General features: G+C 63.0%; 23 protein-coding genes and 1 tRNA gene. 6 read left to right on the top strand and 18 right to left on the bottom strand.

What is annotated here, in order from left to right; all coding sequences use genetic code 11:
- Positions 1 to 303 precede the first annotated feature (303 nt).
- Positions 304 to 675, bottom strand: coding sequence for a 50S ribosomal protein L7/L12 (rplL, locus tag IVB22_RS01680; RefSeq protein ID WP_108518057.1), 372 nt, complete (start codon positions 673 to 675; stop codon positions 304 to 306).
- 52 nt (positions 676 to 727) lie between these two features.
- Positions 728 to 1,246 carry a 50S ribosomal protein L10 gene (rplJ, locus tag IVB22_RS01675; RefSeq protein WP_108518055.1) on the bottom strand — a complete coding sequence of 173 codons (519 nt, stop codon included), beginning with the start codon at positions 1,244 to 1,246 and terminating at the stop codon, positions 728 to 730.
- Positions 1,247 to 1,890: 644 nt separating this feature from the next.
- Here rplJ and IVB22_RS01670 point away from each other — a divergent pair.
- The 3 genes from IVB22_RS01670 to sigJ are packed head-to-tail and all read left to right on the top strand — an operon-like array spanning position 1,891 to position 3,674.
- The gene (locus IVB22_RS01670; RefSeq protein WP_247515590.1) at positions 1,891 to 2,268 is read left to right on the top strand and encodes a hypothetical protein; all 378 of its coding nucleotides are present in this window, start codon (positions 1,891 to 1,893) and stop codon (positions 2,266 to 2,268) included.
- A complete protein-coding gene (locus tag IVB22_RS01665; protein ID WP_247515589.1) occupies positions 2,261 to 2,809 on the top strand; it encodes a hypothetical protein in 549 nt (182 codons plus the stop codon). The genes IVB22_RS01670 and IVB22_RS01665 overlap by 8 nt, the downstream gene beginning before the upstream one ends.
- Positions 2,787 to 3,674 (top strand): RNA polymerase sigma factor SigJ, encoded by an 888-nt coding sequence (gene sigJ / locus IVB22_RS01660; RefSeq protein ID WP_247515588.1) that lies wholly within the window; start codon positions 2,787 to 2,789, stop codon positions 3,672 to 3,674. The genes IVB22_RS01665 and sigJ overlap by 23 nt, the downstream gene beginning before the upstream one ends.
- A gap of 5 nt (positions 3,675 to 3,679) precedes the next feature.
- Here sigJ and IVB22_RS01655 read toward each other — a convergent pair whose 3' ends face one another.
- The 5 genes from IVB22_RS01655 to secE form a co-directional block, all read right to left on the bottom strand.
- Complete coding sequence (locus IVB22_RS01655) at positions 3,680 to 4,633, bottom strand: 2-hydroxyacid dehydrogenase (RefSeq protein WP_247515587.1); 954 nt, start codon at positions 4,631 to 4,633, stop codon at positions 3,680 to 3,682.
- Between the two features lie 118 nt (positions 4,634 to 4,751).
- Positions 4,752 to 5,444 (bottom strand): 50S ribosomal protein L1, encoded by a 693-nt coding sequence (gene rplA, locus IVB22_RS01650; RefSeq protein WP_214491118.1) that lies wholly within the window; start codon positions 5,442 to 5,444, stop codon positions 4,752 to 4,754.
- 6 nt (positions 5,445 to 5,450) lie between these two features.
- The gene (rplK, locus tag IVB22_RS01645) at positions 5,451 to 5,879 is read right to left on the bottom strand and encodes a 50S ribosomal protein L11 (RefSeq protein WP_025588714.1); all 429 of its coding nucleotides are present in this window, start codon (positions 5,877 to 5,879) and stop codon (positions 5,451 to 5,453) included.
- A gap of 131 nt (positions 5,880 to 6,010) precedes the next feature.
- Positions 6,011 to 6,541, bottom strand: a complete 531-nt coding sequence (gene nusG, locus IVB22_RS01640) for a transcription termination/antitermination protein NusG (protein WP_247515950.1) — start codon at positions 6,539 to 6,541, stop codon at positions 6,011 to 6,013.
- A gap of 20 nt (positions 6,542 to 6,561) precedes the next feature.
- On the bottom strand, positions 6,562 to 6,753 hold the full coding sequence (gene secE / locus IVB22_RS01635) for a preprotein translocase subunit SecE (RefSeq protein WP_247515586.1): 192 nt from the start codon (positions 6,751 to 6,753) through the stop codon (positions 6,562 to 6,564).
- 380 nt (positions 6,754 to 7,133) lie between these two features.
- Here secE and IVB22_RS01630 point away from each other — a divergent pair, with 380 nt between their 5' ends.
- On the top strand, positions 7,134 to 7,319 hold the full coding sequence (locus IVB22_RS01630) for a hypothetical protein (protein ID WP_247515585.1): 186 nt from the start codon (positions 7,134 to 7,136) through the stop codon (positions 7,317 to 7,319).
- Positions 7,320 to 7,383: 64 nt separating this feature from the next.
- Here the strand turns inward: IVB22_RS01630 and IVB22_RS01625 are convergent, their stop codons facing one another.
- The 7 genes from IVB22_RS01625 to IVB22_RS01600 all read right to left on the bottom strand — a co-directional run bounded on the left by IVB22_RS01625 (position 7,384) and on the right by IVB22_RS01600 (position 11,463).
- On the bottom strand, positions 7,384 to 8,121 hold the full coding sequence (locus tag IVB22_RS01625) for a hypothetical protein (protein WP_247515584.1): 738 nt from the start codon (positions 8,119 to 8,121) through the stop codon (positions 7,384 to 7,386).
- Positions 8,118 to 8,513 (bottom strand): phage holin family protein, encoded by a 396-nt coding sequence (locus tag IVB22_RS01620; RefSeq protein ID WP_247515583.1) that lies wholly within the window; start codon positions 8,511 to 8,513, stop codon positions 8,118 to 8,120. Before IVB22_RS01620 ends, IVB22_RS01625 begins: the two co-directional genes overlap by 4 nt.
- Positions 8,510 to 9,109: a hypothetical protein gene (locus IVB22_RS01615; protein WP_247515582.1), complete on the bottom strand. Its 600-nt coding sequence runs from the start codon at positions 9,107 to 9,109 to the stop codon at positions 8,510 to 8,512. The genes IVB22_RS01620 and IVB22_RS01615 overlap by 4 nt, the downstream gene beginning before the upstream one ends.
- Before the next feature lie 12 nt (positions 9,110 to 9,121).
- Complete coding sequence (locus tag IVB22_RS01610; protein ID WP_247515581.1) at positions 9,122 to 10,150, bottom strand: DUF3618 domain-containing protein; 1,029 nt, start codon at positions 10,148 to 10,150, stop codon at positions 9,122 to 9,124.
- 61 nt (positions 10,151 to 10,211) lie between these two features.
- On the bottom strand, positions 10,212 to 10,607 hold the full coding sequence (locus tag IVB22_RS41815; protein WP_374207430.1) for a YihY/virulence factor BrkB family protein: 396 nt from the start codon (positions 10,605 to 10,607) through the stop codon (positions 10,212 to 10,214).
- A complete protein-coding gene (locus IVB22_RS41810; RefSeq protein WP_374207429.1) occupies positions 10,601 to 11,041 on the bottom strand; it encodes a YihY/virulence factor BrkB family protein in 441 nt (146 codons plus the stop codon). The genes IVB22_RS41815 and IVB22_RS41810 overlap by 7 nt, the downstream gene beginning before the upstream one ends.
- Positions 11,042 to 11,387: 346 nt before the next feature.
- Positions 11,388 to 11,463, bottom strand: a tRNA-Trp gene (locus tag IVB22_RS01600).
- A 153-nt stretch (positions 11,464 to 11,616) separates the two neighbouring features.
- Between IVB22_RS01600 and IVB22_RS01595 the strand changes: the two genes are divergently transcribed.
- Positions 11,617 to 12,840 (top strand): serine hydrolase, encoded by a 1,224-nt coding sequence (locus IVB22_RS01595; RefSeq protein ID WP_247515580.1) that lies wholly within the window; start codon positions 11,617 to 11,619, stop codon positions 12,838 to 12,840.
- 134 nt (positions 12,841 to 12,974) lie between these two features.
- Here the strand turns inward: IVB22_RS01595 and IVB22_RS01590 are convergent, their stop codons facing one another.
- A complete protein-coding gene (locus IVB22_RS01590; protein WP_247515579.1) occupies positions 12,975 to 13,742 on the bottom strand; it encodes an SDR family NAD(P)-dependent oxidoreductase in 768 nt (255 codons plus the stop codon).
- 89 nt (positions 13,743 to 13,831) lie between these two features.
- Positions 13,832 to 14,542, bottom strand: coding sequence for a histidine phosphatase family protein (locus tag IVB22_RS01585; protein WP_247515949.1), 711 nt, complete (start codon positions 14,540 to 14,542; stop codon positions 13,832 to 13,834).
- Between the two features lie 156 nt (positions 14,543 to 14,698).
- Here IVB22_RS01585 and IVB22_RS01580 point away from each other — a divergent pair, with 156 nt between their 5' ends.
- Positions 14,699 to 15,484 (top strand): SDR family NAD(P)-dependent oxidoreductase, encoded by a 786-nt coding sequence (locus IVB22_RS01580; RefSeq protein WP_247515578.1) that lies wholly within the window; start codon positions 14,699 to 14,701, stop codon positions 15,482 to 15,484.
- Positions 15,485 to 15,626: 142 nt separating this feature from the next.
- On the opposite strand, the gene IVB22_RS01575 is transcribed toward IVB22_RS01580, so the two are convergent.
- Both IVB22_RS01575 and IVB22_RS01570 read right to left on the bottom strand, forming a co-directional pair.
- A complete protein-coding gene (locus tag IVB22_RS01575) occupies positions 15,627 to 15,989 on the bottom strand; it encodes an NIPSNAP family protein (RefSeq protein WP_247515948.1) in 363 nt (120 codons plus the stop codon).
- A gap of 39 nt (positions 15,990 to 16,028) precedes the next feature.
- On the bottom strand, positions 16,029 to 16,940 hold the full coding sequence (locus tag IVB22_RS01570; RefSeq protein ID WP_247515577.1) for a DMT family transporter: 912 nt from the start codon (positions 16,938 to 16,940) through the stop codon (positions 16,029 to 16,031).
- Positions 16,941 to 16,945 lie beyond the last annotated feature (5 nt).

Genomic DNA, 16,945 nt, shown 5'->3' with positions numbered 1-16,945 from the left:
CTGCACCCGCCCGTCTTAACTTGCCGCTTCACGGACTGAAAAAGCCCGAAATCTGACTGTCTCCCAACGGCTTACGCCGGGAACCCTGCCGTCCCCGCCGCCTTACCGCGTTTTCCTGCTGCCGCTCCGATATGGGGCGGAATCGTGGAGATTCGAGGGGCTAACCCCGCGAATCCCCACACTTTTCTGTGTACGCCGTACTCCGGGTTACCCCATCGCACAAGCTTTGCAACGATCCCGAGTCTCGCTCACGCTCGCCAAATCTGACGAAGAAAGACCCGGATTTCGCCGAAGTAACTTGCGTTACTTCAGCTCAACCTTTGCGCCAGCCTTTTCGAGCTGGGCCTTGAGCTTGTCGGCCTCTTCCTTGTTCACGCCTTCCTTGACCGGCTTGGGCGCGCCTTCGACGAGGTCCTTGGCTTCCTTGAGGCCCAGGCCGGTGATGGCGCGGACTTCCTTGATGACTTCGATCTTCTTGTCGCCGGCGGCAGCGAGAACAACCGTGAACTCGGTCTTCTCTTCAGCCGGAGCGGCGGCGGCGGCAGCGGGACCGGCGACCGCAACGGCGGCAGCGGCGGACACGCCCCACTTTTCTTCCAGGAGCTTGGCGAGTTCGGCAGCTTCGAGCACGGTCAGGCTCGAGAGGTCGTCGACGATTTTCTGTAGGTCAGCCATTGATCTATTTCCTTAAAACGTTTGGTTCGAACCAGGTTTGATTTGCGAAGGGTCAGGCCGCTTCGCTCTTTGAGGCATAGGCCTGGACGACGCGCGCGAGCTTGGCCGCGGGCGCAGTCGAGAGCTGAGCGATCTTGGTCGCCGGCGCCACCAGGAGGCCGACAAGCTTTCCGCGCAGTTCATCGAGTGACGGCAGCGAGGCAAGCGCCTTCACACCGTTCACATCCAGGACGGTTTTACCCATCGAGCCGCCGAGAATGACGAACTTTTCGTTCGCCTTGGCGAATTCGATGGCAACCTTCGGCGCCGTTACCGGATCGTTTGAAGTCGCGATCACGGTCGGTCCCTTCAGTAGGGAGCCGATGGCAACGACGTCCGTGCCTTCAAGAGCAATTTTGGCGAGACGGTTCTTCGAGACCTTCACCGACGCACCCGCCTGCTTCATCTGCATGCGCAGCTTCTGCATCTGGGCTACGGTGAGGCCGGAATAGTGGGCGACGACTGCGACGCTCGTGGTCTTGAAGACCTCGTTCAGCGCCTCAACCGCGTCCTTTTTTGCCGCTCTTTCCACAGCAAGCTCTCTCCGGTTGGCGGCCTTCGCTTAAGAGCGAGACAGCCGGGTTGCACCCATCGTCTCACCCAAAACCTGACCTCTAGACACCAGTCTCAAGGACACGCCGGGCAGGACGACATTGATAAGCCTGCCCTCCCGAACCAGATGGCGCGGGGTGTCGAGGTTCGAACCAAATCAGCCATGGCGCCGCGCGAGGCGGCGTTGAAGCGAAATCCGGTCTTCACCCGTCTATGCAGGCTGGAAGATTAAGCCGTTGGAGAAACTTGCGTTTCCGCATAAGTTTCGACTCGGGCGCCTGCAGTCTCGGACAGGATCGAGGCCATCCGGCAAGCCGAAAGACCCCTGCCGCAATCCACCGAAGCGATGAGTTTTCCTTCCTTTCGAGCAATCCATGCGGATGTCCTGAAAGGAATGATCTCCTACCGTATCGGGTTTTCGGAATGCGCGCACGGACGTGCCAGCAAGGGCCAGCACGCCCGGAAGCGGTTGTTTACCGACTCTTGGCCGGCTTGCCAAGGGCAAAATTCACACCAGTTCACCGGCCGGCCGGAGCAAAAATTTTCGCCCCGAATCGCGGAAATTCTTTGACGGGTTCTGTCACACCGGGGGCATCTGGCTCGTCTTGGCCGCAGGAGGTTCCCATGCGGCGTCAGTTGGCGGCAATTTTTGCGATACCCACGGTTCTGAACGGACTGGCCATGCTGGTGGCCGGTCCCCTCTGGTACGAAACCGTACCCGGGGTGCCGGACACCGGCCCGTTCAACCCACATTTCGTTCAGGACATCGGTGTCGCGTTCCTCGTGGCCGGTCTGGCGCTGGCCGCGCGGGCATGGCGGCCACGGTATTGGCCGGCGGCCATCGCGGGCGCCAGCTTCCTCGCCGCCCACGCCCTGCTTCACCTGGCGATGCTGGCGGGCGGCCACGTCCATCACCCCGCCTTCGACCTCCTCGCCATCGTGCTGCCGTCGGCAGCCGCCCTCTATTCCGCCTTCCCCAGCCAAGGAGAAAATCATGCGTAGTTGGATCGCGCGCCGCACGCTGCGCGCATTTGCCAAGCGGTATGGTTACGACGTCAGCTATCTCCTGATGATGCTGAACTGTTCCCCTTCCGCTTTCTTCAAGTTCGCGCCCGTCATGAAGGCGTCCGCTCATCGCGAGGCGGTCCCGATCGACGCGAGTTTCGCAGCCAAGATCGTCGGCGCGCTGGCCGAGGATTGCGGGCCTTGCACGCAACTGGTCGTCGACATGGCGCTGGAAGCCGGCATGCCCAGGGACCAGATCGAGGCGGTTCTCCGCCGCGATCCCCGGGCGATGAATGAGGCGACGACGCTTGGATTCCGTTTCGCCGACGCCGTGGTGCGCCGGGCCGCCGAGGCGGAGGACGAGTTTCGTGACGCCGTCCGGGACCAATGGGGCCAGAAAGGCGTAATAGATCTGACGCTGGCGCTGCAAATGGGCCGCATCTTCCCGATGGTGAAGGCGGGCCTCGGTTATGCCAAGGAATGCCGCCGCGTCACCGTGAGTGGACACAATGTTGATGTCGTCAAACAGGCCGCATGATGACGACCCGCTGGCGCCCCATCGCGGGCGCCTGCTCGGGCTCGCCTATCGCATGCTCGGAAGCCGCAGCGACGCGGAAGATGTGGTGCAGGACGCCTATCTCCGCTTTGCCGGAGCGCAGGACGTCCACAACGCGGAAGCCTTTCTCGTCACCGTCGTGACCCGGCTTTGTCTCGATCGCCTGAATAGCGCGAAGGTGCAGCGGGAAATTTATGTCGGCCCTTGGCTGCCCGAGCCGGTGTTCGACGCGGAGGGCCTGTCGGCCGATGCCGCCACCGAACTCGCAGACGATCTCTCGTTCGCCCTGTTGCTGGCGCTGGACCGGCTGTCGCCGCTGGAACGCGCGGCCTTCCTGCTCCACGACGTGTTCGACACGCCCTTCACCGAGATCGCCGTCATGCTCGACCGCACCGAGGCGTCCTGCCGCCAACTGGCCTCGAGGGCCCGCCGCGCGGTGCGCGACAATCGTCCCGCACCGGCGGCGACGCCGGACTGTCACGCGCGCCTGCTGCAAGCTTTCAGCGACGCGGTTGCCAGCGGCAATGTCAGGCAACTGGCCGAATTGCTGCGCGAGGATGCAGTGGCGCTCACGGATGGCGGCGGCCGCAAGTTCGCGGCGCGCAATCCGATCATCGGCGCCGACAAGGTCGCGCGCTTCTTCATCGGCCTTGCCGGCAAGATCGCCGGCCAGGACGTCCGGATCCAGCCGGCTGTGATCAACGGCGCCGTGGGCGCCCTGCTCTATCTGGACGGCGAACTCGATCTCACCCTGAGCATGGCGATCGACGGCGAGAAAATCGCCGCGATCTATATCGTCCGCAATCCCGACAAGCTGCGCCATCTGCCGGCTGCCCGGATGCACTGAAGCCGTCAGCCGAGCGGCACCGGGTAAGGCAGCGGTTTGCCGGCGAAGAACGCGTCGAGATTGGACAGCACGCAGTCCTGCATCGCCACATGCGACTCCAGCGTATGGCCGCCGATATGCGGCGAGAGTACGACGCTGGGCAGCGCGGTCAGCGCATCGGGCGCATGCGGCTCCTTCGCGTACACGTCGAGGCCCGCGCCGGCGATGGTCTGGTCGGTCAACACCGCGATCAAAGCCGGCTGGTCGATCACCGAGCCGCGCGAAATATTGACGACGTATCCATCCTTGCCGAGCTTGCGAAGGATGTTGGCGTCCACCGCATGCTCGGTGTCAGCCCCTGCCCGCACCGCGATCATCAGGACGCTGCACCACTCCGCCAACGCATCGAGCGTCGGGAAATATTGATAGGGAACGTCGCGCCGGCTGCGGCTGAAATAGCCGACCTCGGTCTCGAAGGCGGCGACGCGCGCCGCAATCTTGCGGCCGATCTCGCCCATGCCGTAGACGCCTATTCTGCGGCCGAGCATCCCGGCTTGCGGTCGCATCATCGGCGACGGCTTTGCGGCGGCCCAGCTCCCGCCCCGCACATAATCGTCGGCGACAAGTAGCCGCCGCGTGGCTGCCAGCATCAAGGTGACCGCGATGTCGGCGACCGAAGCCGCGTTCGCCCCAGGGCTGTGACCGACCGCGATCTTGCGTTTCGCCGCCGCCGCGAGATCGACGCCGTCAAACCCGGTACCATAGCAAACGATGGCGCCCAGCTTCGGCAGCAGGTCCATGGCGCCAGCGCCGAGCGGCGTGCCGCCCGCGGTGATCATCGCGCGAATGTCTGCGAGCTGCTCGGCGGAAAACACTTCATCGGGCGGCTTGCCCGCGGCATTCAGGAGTTCAAACCGTTCTCCGAACCGTTCCATCTGGGCCTTTGGAAAACGCGAATAGATCAGGACCTTCTCGGGCATTGTTGCTCCTTCTTGGCAAGTCCGGCGCTGCGACGATTACGCAAATGCCACATCAAACGCAAAGGGCGGAATCGGTCACCCGATTCCGCCCTTTTCTATTCACGTAAATCGCAACGAATTAGCCGAGCAGCGTGCCCGGCTCGACCTTGACGCCCGGGCCCATGGTGGAGGAAACCGCCACGCGCTGGATATAAGTGCCCTTGGCGCCCGCGGGCTTTGCCTTCGACACCGCGTCCGCAAGCGCTTTCACGTTCTGCACGAGCTTTTCCTCGGAGAACGACGCCTTGCCGACGCCGGCCTGCACGATGCCGGCCTTCTCGACGCGGAATTCGACCGAGCCGCCCTTGGCGCCCTTCACGGCGGTGGCGACGTCCATCGTTACGGTGCCGATCTTCGGGTTCGGCATCATGCCGCGCGGGCCGAGCACCTTACCGAGGCGGCCGACCAGCGGCATCATGTCGGGGGTTGCAATACAACGATCGAAATCGATGTTGCCGCCCTGCACCTTCTCGACCAGGTCTTCGGCACCGACGACGTCAGCACCTGCCGCCTTGGCTTCATCCGCCTTGGCGCCGCGGGCGAACACGCCGACGCGCAGCGTGCGGCCGGTGCCGTTCGGCAGGTTGACGACGCCGCGAACCATCTGGTCGGCGTGACGCGGGTCGACGCCGAGATTGATCGCGATCTCGATCGTCTCGTCGAACTTCGACTTGGCGCGTTCCTTGACCATCTTGATGGCATCCGCGAGCGGATAGAGCTTCTCGCGGTCGACACCCTCGCGGGCCTTCTTCAAACGTTTTCCGATTGCCATGGCCCGTTACCCCGCAACTTCCAGACCCATCGAACGGGCGGAGCCCTCGACCATCTTCATGGCCGATTCGATGGAATCACAATTGAGATCCTTCATCTTCTTCTCGGCGATCTCGCGCACCTGCGCGCGTGTCACCTGGCCGGCCTTGTCGCGGCCCGGAGCTTTCGAACCGGACTGGATCTTGGCGGCCTGCTTGAGGAAGTGGGACATCGGCGGCGTCTTCATCTCGAAGGTGAAGGAACGGTCCGCATAGATGGTGATGATCACCGGGATCGGGGTGTTCTTTTCTTCCTTCTGCGTCTGTGCGTTGAACGCCTTGCAGAATTCCATGATGTTGAGACCGCGCTGACCGAGCGCGGGACCGATCGGGGGCGAAGGATTCGCCGCACCGGCCGGCACCTGCAATTTCAGGTATCCGGTCACTTTCTTTGCCATGTATCGCTCCTGTTGTGCCGGCCGGGGCCGGCTGTTTCAGGGTCCGTGGTCCGGTTGAAGAGCAGTTGGCGACCGCCCTCTCCCTCCCACAGCCTCATATTACGCGGAGACGCGCTCCGCGCTTTTGCCGATCAGACCTTCTCGACCTGACCGAACTCCAGTTCGACGGGCGTGGCGCGGCCGAAGATCGACACCGCGACCTTCACGCGCGAACGCGCCTCGTCAATTTCTTCAACCACGCCGGAGAACGACGCGAACGGGCCATCGGCCACGCGGACGTTCTCGCCGATTTCGAACGACACCGACGCCTTCGGACGTTCGACGCCTTCCTGCACCTGATGCAGGATCCGCATCGCCTCGGATTCGGAGATCGGCATCGGCTTGTTTTCGGCGCCGAGGAAGCCGGTGACCTTCGGCGTATTCTTGATGAGATGAAACGCCTCGTCGGTCAGCTTCATCTTCACCAGCACGTAGCCAGGGAAGAACTTGCGTTCGGCGTCGATCTTGCGGCCGCGGCGCACTTCCGTAACCTTTTCGACTGGCACCAGCACCTGCTCGAACAGATCCTCAAGCCCGCGCTGCTTCGCCTGTTCCCGGATCGATTCCGAGACCTTCTTCTCGAAGTTCGAATAGGCGTGAACGATATACCAGCGCTTGTCCATGGTTTGGGTTCCGGTGCTCATCAGCGAACGCCCAGCAGGAAAGTGACAACGTAGCGGATGACCAGATCCGACATGAAAAAGAAGATCGAAGCCAGCGCAACCATTACGAACACCATGATCGTGGTGATCGTCGTCTCGCGGCGCGTCGGCCAGGTGACCTTGGCGGTCTCCGAGCGCACTTCCTGCAGGAATTTGAACGGGCTGAAAGCCATCGTTGGTTACCGCGTCCTTCGTGAGACGATTGTGATTTAAAGCGAATCCGAACAGCCCTCTCGCGCCCAGCCCTCTCTCGAAGGATGAGCCGCCAAGCGGGCTCGATTGTTCGGGGGAATTCAAAGCCGCGCCGGATATCCGCACTAGGCGGGCCGGCTGCAGGTGGCGGGTATCTACTGCCGGACGAGCAAAAGGTCAAGGTACGGGGTGCCGCGGCCCCGATCCGCCCGCCCCCGGTCTCATGAAACCAGGGGCCAAAGCCCCATTGGTTAACCGTCGGTACCGCCTCCCTTCAAATGCCTGCGAGACCGCGATCTGGTTCTTAAAAGCTTGCGGCTATGCTGCAGGCTCCATTGACGTGGAAATGGGGAACGAAACCATGGCTATGCTAGGCCTAGAACAGGAAAGACCCTCGGGCGAGACGGCTTGGACCGTTCTCGACGCAGCGAACGACCTCGGCGATATCATCACGGTCGATGCGTGCCGGCGGGTAATCGATGCAGATTTGCGGGGCGAGGCGCCTGACAGGTCGGACGTGGCAATGCTCTCCGCATTCTTCAGCTAGTTTCGGGCTGGCGGCAAAAAATACCGCCAAGCCTCTGATCGTAGATGGATTTTTGCCCGAGCGGCTACTGTCGTAAATTCTCCCGGCCCGCATCCAGCGCATCCCGGCCAGCCTGTTGAACCCGGTCGGCATATTCGGCGCCGGCGTCGGCGAACTCGGCTTTGAGCGTGTCGGCCCCCTCTCGCACGCTTTGCGACACGGCCCCGGCACGCTCCTTCAGGTCTGCCTTCAGGCCGTCACTCAGGCCCCCGACCCACTCGTCCTCGAGACTGGACTTGGCCAGGGCGCCCGCCACCGTGGCGCCGATCGCAAGGCCTACGGCGCCGAGCACCAGCGGTTGCCTTTCCAGCAGATCGGACAGCGACGATTGCGCCTGCCGCAGAGTTTCCTTCCTCGGCAACGCCCGGCCCACCCGGTCAAACATTTCCCGGGCGCCGGCCATGCCTTCGTCGAACCGCTCGCTCATCGTTTCCGCCGCGCCTGACATCGCATCGGAAGCGGCCGTTCTGGTGTTGCGGACCGTTTCATTGATACCGCGCGAGGCTTCGTCCTGCATTCGGGAGGCGTTTTTCCGCATGGAACCGTAAGCGTCCTCCCAGCCGGAGGCGGCCGACCTCTGTGTACGTGCGCCGAGATCGGCGAGCGGCTCGGCCGCTGAGGTGACCGAACTGGCGGCGTTCTTCAGCCTGTTACTGCCGATAAGCAGCCACAGTGCGCCACCTCCGATCAGAGCCGCGGCAAGCGGATTCTCCCGGGCAGCAGCGGTCAGACCATCCATGAAACTTCCTTGTGAACCGCTCATCGCACCATTCCCTTCACGGTGTCCTTGTCCTTTTCGAGCTGGCGCAACGTTTCACGCGGCGCCAGGTGACGTGCGTCGAGCCGGTTCATGCCCACTGCAAACAAGATGCCTGCGAGCACTGCGGCCACAATCGCGGAGATCAGATAGGAGACCGGCTGCGACCATCCGCCCGCGATCAAGGTCGCGGATAGCGCAAACAGCGCCATGACGATGGCGGGAATGACCAGCACTGCGCCAGCCGCAATGAGGCCGACGGCGCCACCGATTTGCTGAACCTTCTCACCCAGTTCGGCCTTGGCAAGATCAACTTCGTTCTGGAACAGTTTTGCGAATTGCGACAGCGCATCGCCGAGAAGATGCGAGATCGCCTGGAGATCCGTCTTGGTGGTCATGACGCCTCACCTTTGTAGGATCCCGAGCTGTAGGATGATGACGGCTCGTAGGACGATGATGACGAGTCCTGATTTGAAGAGCTCGCGCTTCCCGACGCCTTCAGGAAGCGGACAGCGGCGAAACCGGCCAGCACCGACAGACCCAGAAAGGCCGCAGGCTGCCGCTTGGCAAAATCCGTCGCGCCATCGACCAGATCACGGAAGCTTCCGTTACGGATTTTCTCTGCGGCTTCGTCGACATATTCGGCCGCCGAATTGATGCCGCGGGCTGCGAACGGCACGTCGTTTTCGAATGCGCGTGCCGCGTCCCTGATGTTGCCGGCGAAGCGGCCGACGAAATCGGCGCCCGAGCGCTGTTGTTCGCGAGCCTGATCCTGGAATCGATCCGCAGCTCCGGCTGCAGCGTCCTTTGCCGCATCTGCTGCCTCCTTGAATTTGTCGCGTGCGGTGTCCGTCGACGCCCTCAGCACATCACCGGCGCGCTGTTTGATCTCAGCGCCGGCATCCGCCACCTGGTCCTTCAGGTTCTGGGACGAGCCGGTATTCTGGTTCTGGGAAGAATTCTTATCGCGGGTGTTAAGATCCATATCGCTCATGGCGGCCTCAATTTAGCTGTGCGGGTTTCGGGAAGGATCGAAGGCCGTCGTCACGACGTCGTCGGCCACCTCTTTGAGTCTTTCGGTCACGCCCTCGGTGATGCGGCTGGCGTGTCCACCCAGGTCGGCCTCGGAAACGCTTCTTGCTGCGGCGTCTGCCGCCGACAGCATCGTGTCCTTGGCCGCCTCAAATCCGGATTGAGCCGCACTGCCGGCGGCGCGCTTGACGCGGTCGCTCGCTTTACCGGCCACGCTCGCCTCGACCCTGGTGCTCGGAAGGGAGGCGGCAAGGATCGCACCGATTGCTATGCCGAGACCGCCGATCAACGCAGCGTTGTCCCGAATCACCTTGCTTGCAGTCGCAGGAGCAGCCGTCGCCGCGTTCGTCGCAGTCGAGCGAGCCCGCTCCATCCGCTCCTTTGCCATCTCCGAAGCGGCATCCACGCCGGATCTGACCTTGTTTGCGACGGCATCGGCGGCCTGCGTCGCGCGGTCTCTCAGGTCACCAGCCATTCCGCTCGCCGCATCTGCCATTCCGTCCGCGGATTCCCGAGCTTCACCGGCCACACCGGCTGCCTCACGCTCCGCATGGGACATCGCTTTCCGCATACCGTCACCCAGGGACTGCGCGCGTTCCGACGCCTCGTCGATGACCTCCCTCGCCTTGTCAATTCCCGGTGCTGCCGCTTCCGCGGCGCGATCGCGAACGGTCTTCGAACTTAAGGCAAGGCCGGCGCCGATCATCAAGAGCGGCAGCGGGAAGCCGCGGGCCAGGCGCAGCACGGGCACGGCGACCGCGGTGCCGGCGGCGACTGCCTGCATTGGATTTTCCATGGCCTGCTGCTTCAGCGCGTCCAACCAACCATGGGTCTTGTGGCTGATGAAGCCGCTCACCTCGGCCTTGAGGTTTTCCGGCGAGACCTTGTAGCGAATATCTTCTGCGGTGTCGGCGATCTGCTCCCTCAACCGGTCGACGGTTGCCGCAAGCTGCGCGCGGCTTTGCTCGGAGTCCCGTCGTAGCTCCTCCACGGATCGTGTCATGTCGTCACCGCCTGTGCGTTCGTGTTATTTGAGAACGAACTCAGGCACTATTGAATGGTTCCTAACGCTCCTTGCGCGCCGCGGGATTGCGCGCGTCATCGATCGCCTTTGTCAGTTCGGCGCCGAGCAGGAAAATCTGCGCGGAGTAGTAGACCCAGAACATCAGGACGATCAGCGCACCCGCGGCGCCATAGGTCGAGTTCGGGGCGGCCTGACCGAGGTACCATCCGATCAGCGATTTTCCGACGGTGAACAGCAAGGCTGTAACAAAAGCGCCCAGCAGAAGATGACGCCAGTAGATCGTCGTGTCCGGCAGCACCCTGTAGATCGCTGCGAACAGTAGCGTGAAGATGCCAAGTGACACGACCGTGTTAAGCGCGCTGAGCACGACCTTGTCGGCAGACCACTGTTCCAGGGCTGATAGCCCGGCGCTCGCGGCCAGCGAGACGATCAGCATGAAGCCGCGGCGACGAGGCCGAGACTGGCCGCCCGGCTCCGGATCAAGGAGAATATTGGCTCGTCCGTCGGCTTGGCCTTGAACGTTGCGTTCAATGCCGTGCGCATCTCGCCGAACACACCGGATGCCGTTACCAGCACCGTGACGATGCCGACGACGGTCGCGGTCGCGCCGGACGTCGGATCGCTTGATCGCGCCAAAATGGATTTAATGAAGTCGCCGCCGGTCGGCCCCAACAACCGACCGAGTTCGTCACTGATGGCGGCGCGAGCAGCATCCTGCCCGAATGCCAAGCCGGCGACCGCCACGACGATAAGGAGTATGGGCGCCAGGGACGTGGCGGCATAGAAGGCAATGGAAGCGCCCCGGCTCAATGCATCGTTGGCAATGAAGCCGGATACCGCACCCTTCAGGACCCGCCACAAGAGTCCCATCCCTCTTCCCTCGCCTCCCTTGAATGCGCAACAAGCTGCGCGCTGCGCCGGTAACGCGGCAGTTCATGGAAGTTTCCTCGGAGGTGCTGATGGCATCGCAACGTCCGGCGATACGGCTGCGCGTTTTGGATCTCGCCCTTCCGACGCCTGCGCATCTCGCTCAGGCGGTCTGTCCCGTGAATGACGGCGCTGACCCGTCTGCTCGTGGCACGCGTGGAGGCACGGTCGCCGGCCCATGCCATCCAGTCAACGGAAGCGCGGCCTCCCGAATCGGTCGCGCCCCTAGACGGGACTGAACGGGCAGCCGCCCGTCATCGTCAAAATTAGCCTAAGTGCTTGATTTATCTGGCAGGAGTGGCAGGGCTCGAACCTGCGACCCCCGGTTTTGGAGACCGGTGCTCTACCAATTGAGCTACACTCCTACAGGAAACCGACGCGTGCGCCGGTTCGCGCCGTTTCAAGCATAGGGCATGCCCCGATTGCAAGGGCCGAAGCGGCTTGGCGCTCTATCCAAAGCAAAACTTCTGCGCCAAACTTGGTCCTCGCCACAAATAACAAGCGCAACGGGAGAGACCATGAACGCGCAGACCGCGACCCGGCCGATATCCGCCCCCCAGACCCCTTCTCTCCCCGACGCCAAGCCGGAAACCATCGGGCTCTCGAGCACCCGCCTGCAGCGGATGTCGGACGCCTTCAGGCGCGAGGTCGACAAGGGAACCCTCCCCGGCGCCACGGTCATGGTGGCGCGGCGCGGTCAGGTCGGCTGGTTCGATGCGATCGGCCGCCAGAGCCCGGCGGCAGCCACGCCGATGGCGCATGACAGCATCTTCCGCATCTTCTCGATGACCAAGCCGATCGTTTCCGTCGGCATCATGATGCTGGTCGAGGACGGTCACTTCATCCTGGGCGATCCCGTCGCAAAATTCATTCCGGAGTTTGCCGAGCAGAAGGTCGGCGTCGAAAATAACGGCAAGCTCGAGCTGGTACCGGTGAAGCGGCAGATGACCGTTCAGGATCTGTTGCGGCATACGTCGGGCCTGACTTACGACCACACCGGCAACGGCCTCGTTCAGCAGCACTACCAGCAGTCGCGGCTGCGCAGCCGCAAGATCACCAACGCCGAGCACGCGACCATGATCGCCGGCATGCCGCTCGTCTGCCAGCCGGGCGCGGAATGGAACTACAGCCGCTCGACCGACGTGCTCGGCCGCATCATCGAGGTCGTCTCGGGCAAGTCGCTCAGCGCCTTTCTGACCGAACGCATCCTGGCGCCGCTGCAAATGGCCGAGACCGCATTCCATACCTCGGAAGCGAATGCCGGCCGCCTCGCCGAACCATTCGCGACCGATCCGTGGAATGGCGACAAGGTGCAGCTCTTCAATATGCTGGAGAAGCCCGCGATGGAATCCGGCGGCGGCGGGCTGGTCTCGACATCAATGGACTATGCGCGGTTCTGCCAGATGCTGCTCAACGGAGGCGCGCTGGACGGCAACAGGATCATCGGCCGCAAGACGCTGGAGCTGATGGCCTCAGATCATCTTACCGCCGGCGTGAAGGTCGACTCGCCGCTGATGCCGCCCGGCCACGGTTTTGGCCTTGGATTCGCGGTCCGTACGCACCGAGGCATCGCGCCGTTCCCGGGCTCGCTCGGCCAGTTCTTCTGGAGCGGCATGGCCGGCACGTTCTTCTTCATCGACCCCACGGAGGACCTGTTCACAGTGTTCATGATGCAGGGCCCCGGCCAGCGCGAATATATCCGCAACATGCTGCGGGACCTGGTGTACGCGGCCGTGGAGTGAGGTCTCGTGCCCCGGACGCGACGCAGCACGAAGTGATGCGCTGCAGAGCCGGGGCCTAGACGCCGCCGAGAGCCAGCGTGGGTCCCGGCTCTGCGGCGCAACGCTACGCATTGCACCGCGTCCGGGACACGAGATCAACTGATCGTAGCTCCACCGTCGATGACGATGGTCTGGCCAGTCATGAAATCCCCCGCCTTCGATCCCATGAACACAGCGGCGCCCGCGATCTCGTCCGGCACGCCGATGCGCAAGAGCGGCGAACGCGCGGTGGATGCCTTCAGCGTTTCCGGGTTGTCCCACAGCGCTTTCGCGAAATCGGTCTTGATCAGGCCGGGCGCGATGCAGTTCACGCGGATGTTATGCTTGCCGTACTCGCAGGCGAGGTTGCGCGCGAGCTGCATGTCGGCGGCCTTCGAGATCGCATAGGCGCCGAGCACGGTCGAACCCTTCAGGCCGCCGATCGAGGATACGATCACGATCGAGCCGTCCTTGCGCTCGATCATCTGCGGCACCACCATGTTGATCAGCCAGTTGTTGGCGACGATGTTATTGTCGAGGATTTTTCGAAACTGGTCGTCGGAAATGCCGCCGAGCGGACCGTAATAGGGATTGGACGCAGCGTTGCAGACCAGCACGTCGATCTTGCCGAACGCACGGTTGGATTCGTCGACGAGATTCTGCAGGTTTTCTTTGCTCGAGATATTCGCGGCGATTGCAACCGCCGTTCCTTTGCCGAACTTTTCGTTGATCTCCTTGGTCACCTGATCGCAGACGTCCTGCTTGCGCGAGGAGATTACCACCTTGGCACCGTGTTCGGCCATGCGCTCGGCGATGGCACGGCCGATGCCGCGCGTGGAGCCGGTGATGACGGCGACTTTTCCGGTCATATCGAACAAGCTCATGTCTCTCTCCCCGATGTTGATCCAGCGCGATGCCGGTTTGGTCTTGAATTCGAACTAAGCAGCCTTTGCGGCCTTCGACAACTTAAGGCTCAGGCGAGTTTCGTCTCCGGCGGCTTCACCTCAGGCCCTGCCGGCTGATGCATCGCGTTGTGCGAAGCGTCCGCGATCCAGGGCTGCTGGTTGACCATCGGCAGCCGCCAGCCGCTGTAATTGGCGCTTGAGAGATGATCGAGCCGCGTCACCGAACAATTGTCGACGTCAAAGGCGAGACCTTTCTCCGGCTGGCCGCCGAGTGCAAGCCCGACAGCGGCCCTGATCGTGCCGCCATGCGCGACGACGATGACGTCCCTGCCCGTCTGCTCGGCATTGATGCGTTCGATCGCGCCGCATGTGCGGTTATAAAGGTCCATGAAGCTCTCGCCGCCGGGCGCGGGTTCGTCAACTTCAGTAAGCCAGTGGCTGCCGACCGGACGGCTTGCGATGAACTCCGCACGATTCAGGCCTTGCCACTCACCTAGATGCTGTTCGGCGAACGCGTTCACGTGCGGCATGTCTGACGGCTTGGGAAAGCCCGCCGCCCAGATCGCCTGCGCGGTCTGATGCGTGCGCTTCAGATTGCTTGCATACCAGACCGCGTTGCGCGGCAGGATTTTTCCGACCGCCTCGAACACGACGCGGTCGCTGGTGTCGCAGCCGAGATCCTTCTGACCATAGATGCAACCGTTATCCTCGCGCACTGGCGCGTGGCGTACCCACCACCATCGCGTCGCTACTACCAGCGGCTTGCCTGGATTGGACATCATCAAAGCCCTTCAATACTGTTCGTTGTCGCTGTACGTCAGAGCACGCGTCGTCTCAAGTGACTTTGCTAGGCAAAGATTCTTGGACGTTTGAAATCTTGTTTGAATTCCGCAAGGCGGCAGACGCCGACACGCATAGTAATCAGGGAGAAACTCATGGGCCGCCTCGAAGGAAAATCCGTCGTCATCACAGGTGCTGGCAGCGGCATCGGGCGCGCCGCGTCGGTGCTGTTTTCCAAGGAGGGGGCGAAGCTCATCATCGTTGACCGCACCGAGGGCGTGAAGGACACCGCCAAGCTCGTCAGCGATGCCGGCGGCACCGTCGAAGCCGTGATGGCGGATGCCGGTTCGGAAGCCGACGTGAAGGCCTTCATCGACAAGGCGGTGGCGAAATACGGCAGGCTCGATGCGATCTGGGCCAATGCCGGCGTCAGCGGCGGGCTGGTACCGCTCGCCGAGCAGACCGTGGACCATTGGCAGGAAGTGCTGCGCGTCAACCTGATCGGACCATTCCTCGCGATCAAGCATTCGATGCCGCACATGATCAAGCAGAAGTCCGGCTCGATCGTCTGCACCGCCTCCGTCGCGGGCCTCAAGGCCGGCGCGAGCGGACATCCGTACGGCGCGAGCAAGGCCGGCGTCATCAGCCTGGTGCAGACCACCGCCTATTCGCTGTCCGGCACCGGCGTGCGCATCAACGCGGTGTGCCCCGGCCTGATCGAAACCGGCATGACCAAGCCGGTGTTCGATCGCGCCAAGGAGCGCGGCACCCAGGACAAGATCGGCCAGCTCAATCCGCTGAAGCGCCCCGGCCAGCCGCACGAACTCGCGGCGATGGGATTGTTCCTCGCCAGCGACGACGCCTCCTACGTCAACGGCCAGGCGATCCCGGTCGACGGCGGCCTCACGGCATCGATGCCGTATACGGGTAAGCCGGTTTAGCGTCGTTCTCGTGCCCCGGATGCTGCGCAGCGCGAAGCGGTGCGCTGCAGAGCCGGAGCCCGTTGCCCGCGACAAGTATGGGTTCCGGCTCTGCGGCGCGTCACTTCGCGCCACACCGCGTCCGGGACACGAAACTGAGTTTCTACGCCGATGCCGCAAGAAGGCTCCTGCCTTTCGCCGGCGAATATTCTGTTTGTATGAGCAAACGATCCTCGATCTCCCCCACCATCAAGCCGTGCTCCGCATGCGTTACACGCTTGATGTCGGACCACTCGGTATCAGCCATGAAGGCCGACCATGCGGCGGTCTTGGTTGCCTCGTCGGGCCATTCCAGCAGATAAACAAACTCGGTCCTGTCGCCGAACTTGGTTTCCCACATCGCGACGATCCGGAAACCGTATCTGGTTTGCATGATGCGCGCGGCGTGATCGCGAAAGCGGGCGTGGAATGCGGCCTTGTTGTTTTCGAATATTTCGTAGATGCGCAGTTGCTGAATCATCACCATCTCCAATCAGCTTCGGAGATATGGGCTCCCGCGATGCAATCACAACCCGTCGGGCGGCAGGCCGGATGATTCCGCCGCCAGAGCGCGGTGACGGATGCGCTCGCGGTAGAAGGCGTAGAGGCCGGACAGCACGATGATGGCAGCCCCCGTCACCATCATCGCATCGGGCACGTCGCCGAACACGAGATAGCCGAGCAGCATCGCCCACAGCAGCGCGGAATATCGGAACGGCGCCACCGCCGATATGTCACCCGAGCGCAGCGCCGTGATGATGCATTGATAGCCGATCAGGAGAAGCACCGCCGCCAGCGCCATGAGGCAGAGCGCGTTGGCTGACGGCGGCGTCCAGCCGCCGAGCGGAACCAGGATGGCACCGCCGGCGGTCGTCACCGTCACCGTGGTGAGCAGCGTGATGAACAGCGACGGGATCTTCGCGGGTATCCGCCGGGTCGCGAGATCGCGCAGCGCGCAGAAGGCGACCGACACCAGCGCGAACAGCGAATACTGGCTGAAGCCCGCAAGCCCCGGCCGCACGATGATGAGCACGCCGATGAAGCCTGCCACGATCGCCGACCAGCGCCGCCAGCCGACCGGCTCGCCGAATATCACGGCGGCGCCGAGCGTGATCGCCAGCGGCAACGCCTGGAAGATCGCCGACGTATTGGCAAGCGGCAGATGCGCGAGCGCCGCCATGAACGAGATCGTGCCGCCGATTTCGCCGAACACGCGCAGCGCCACCGGCTTGACCATCAGGGTGCGCAACGGACGCAGCGCGCCCTGATGCCAGGCGAACGCCGCGACCAGCAGAATCGCGAACAGCCCGCGCACCAGCATCACCTGGCCGAAGTTCATCTCGGACGACACCACCTTGGTGATGGAGTCGTTCGTGGTGAACGCCGCCATGGACACCGCCATGAGCAGGCTGCCGCGAATGTTCGGAGACAGGGCCAAGTAAA

It is taken from the genome of Bradyrhizobium sp. 190, from assembly GCF_023073415.1.
GTDB lineage: Bacteria > Pseudomonadota > Alphaproteobacteria > Rhizobiales > Xanthobacteraceae > Bradyrhizobium.
The sequence above is the reverse complement of the archived record's forward strand: the minus strand, read 5'-3'. Positions and strand labels throughout refer to the sequence as shown.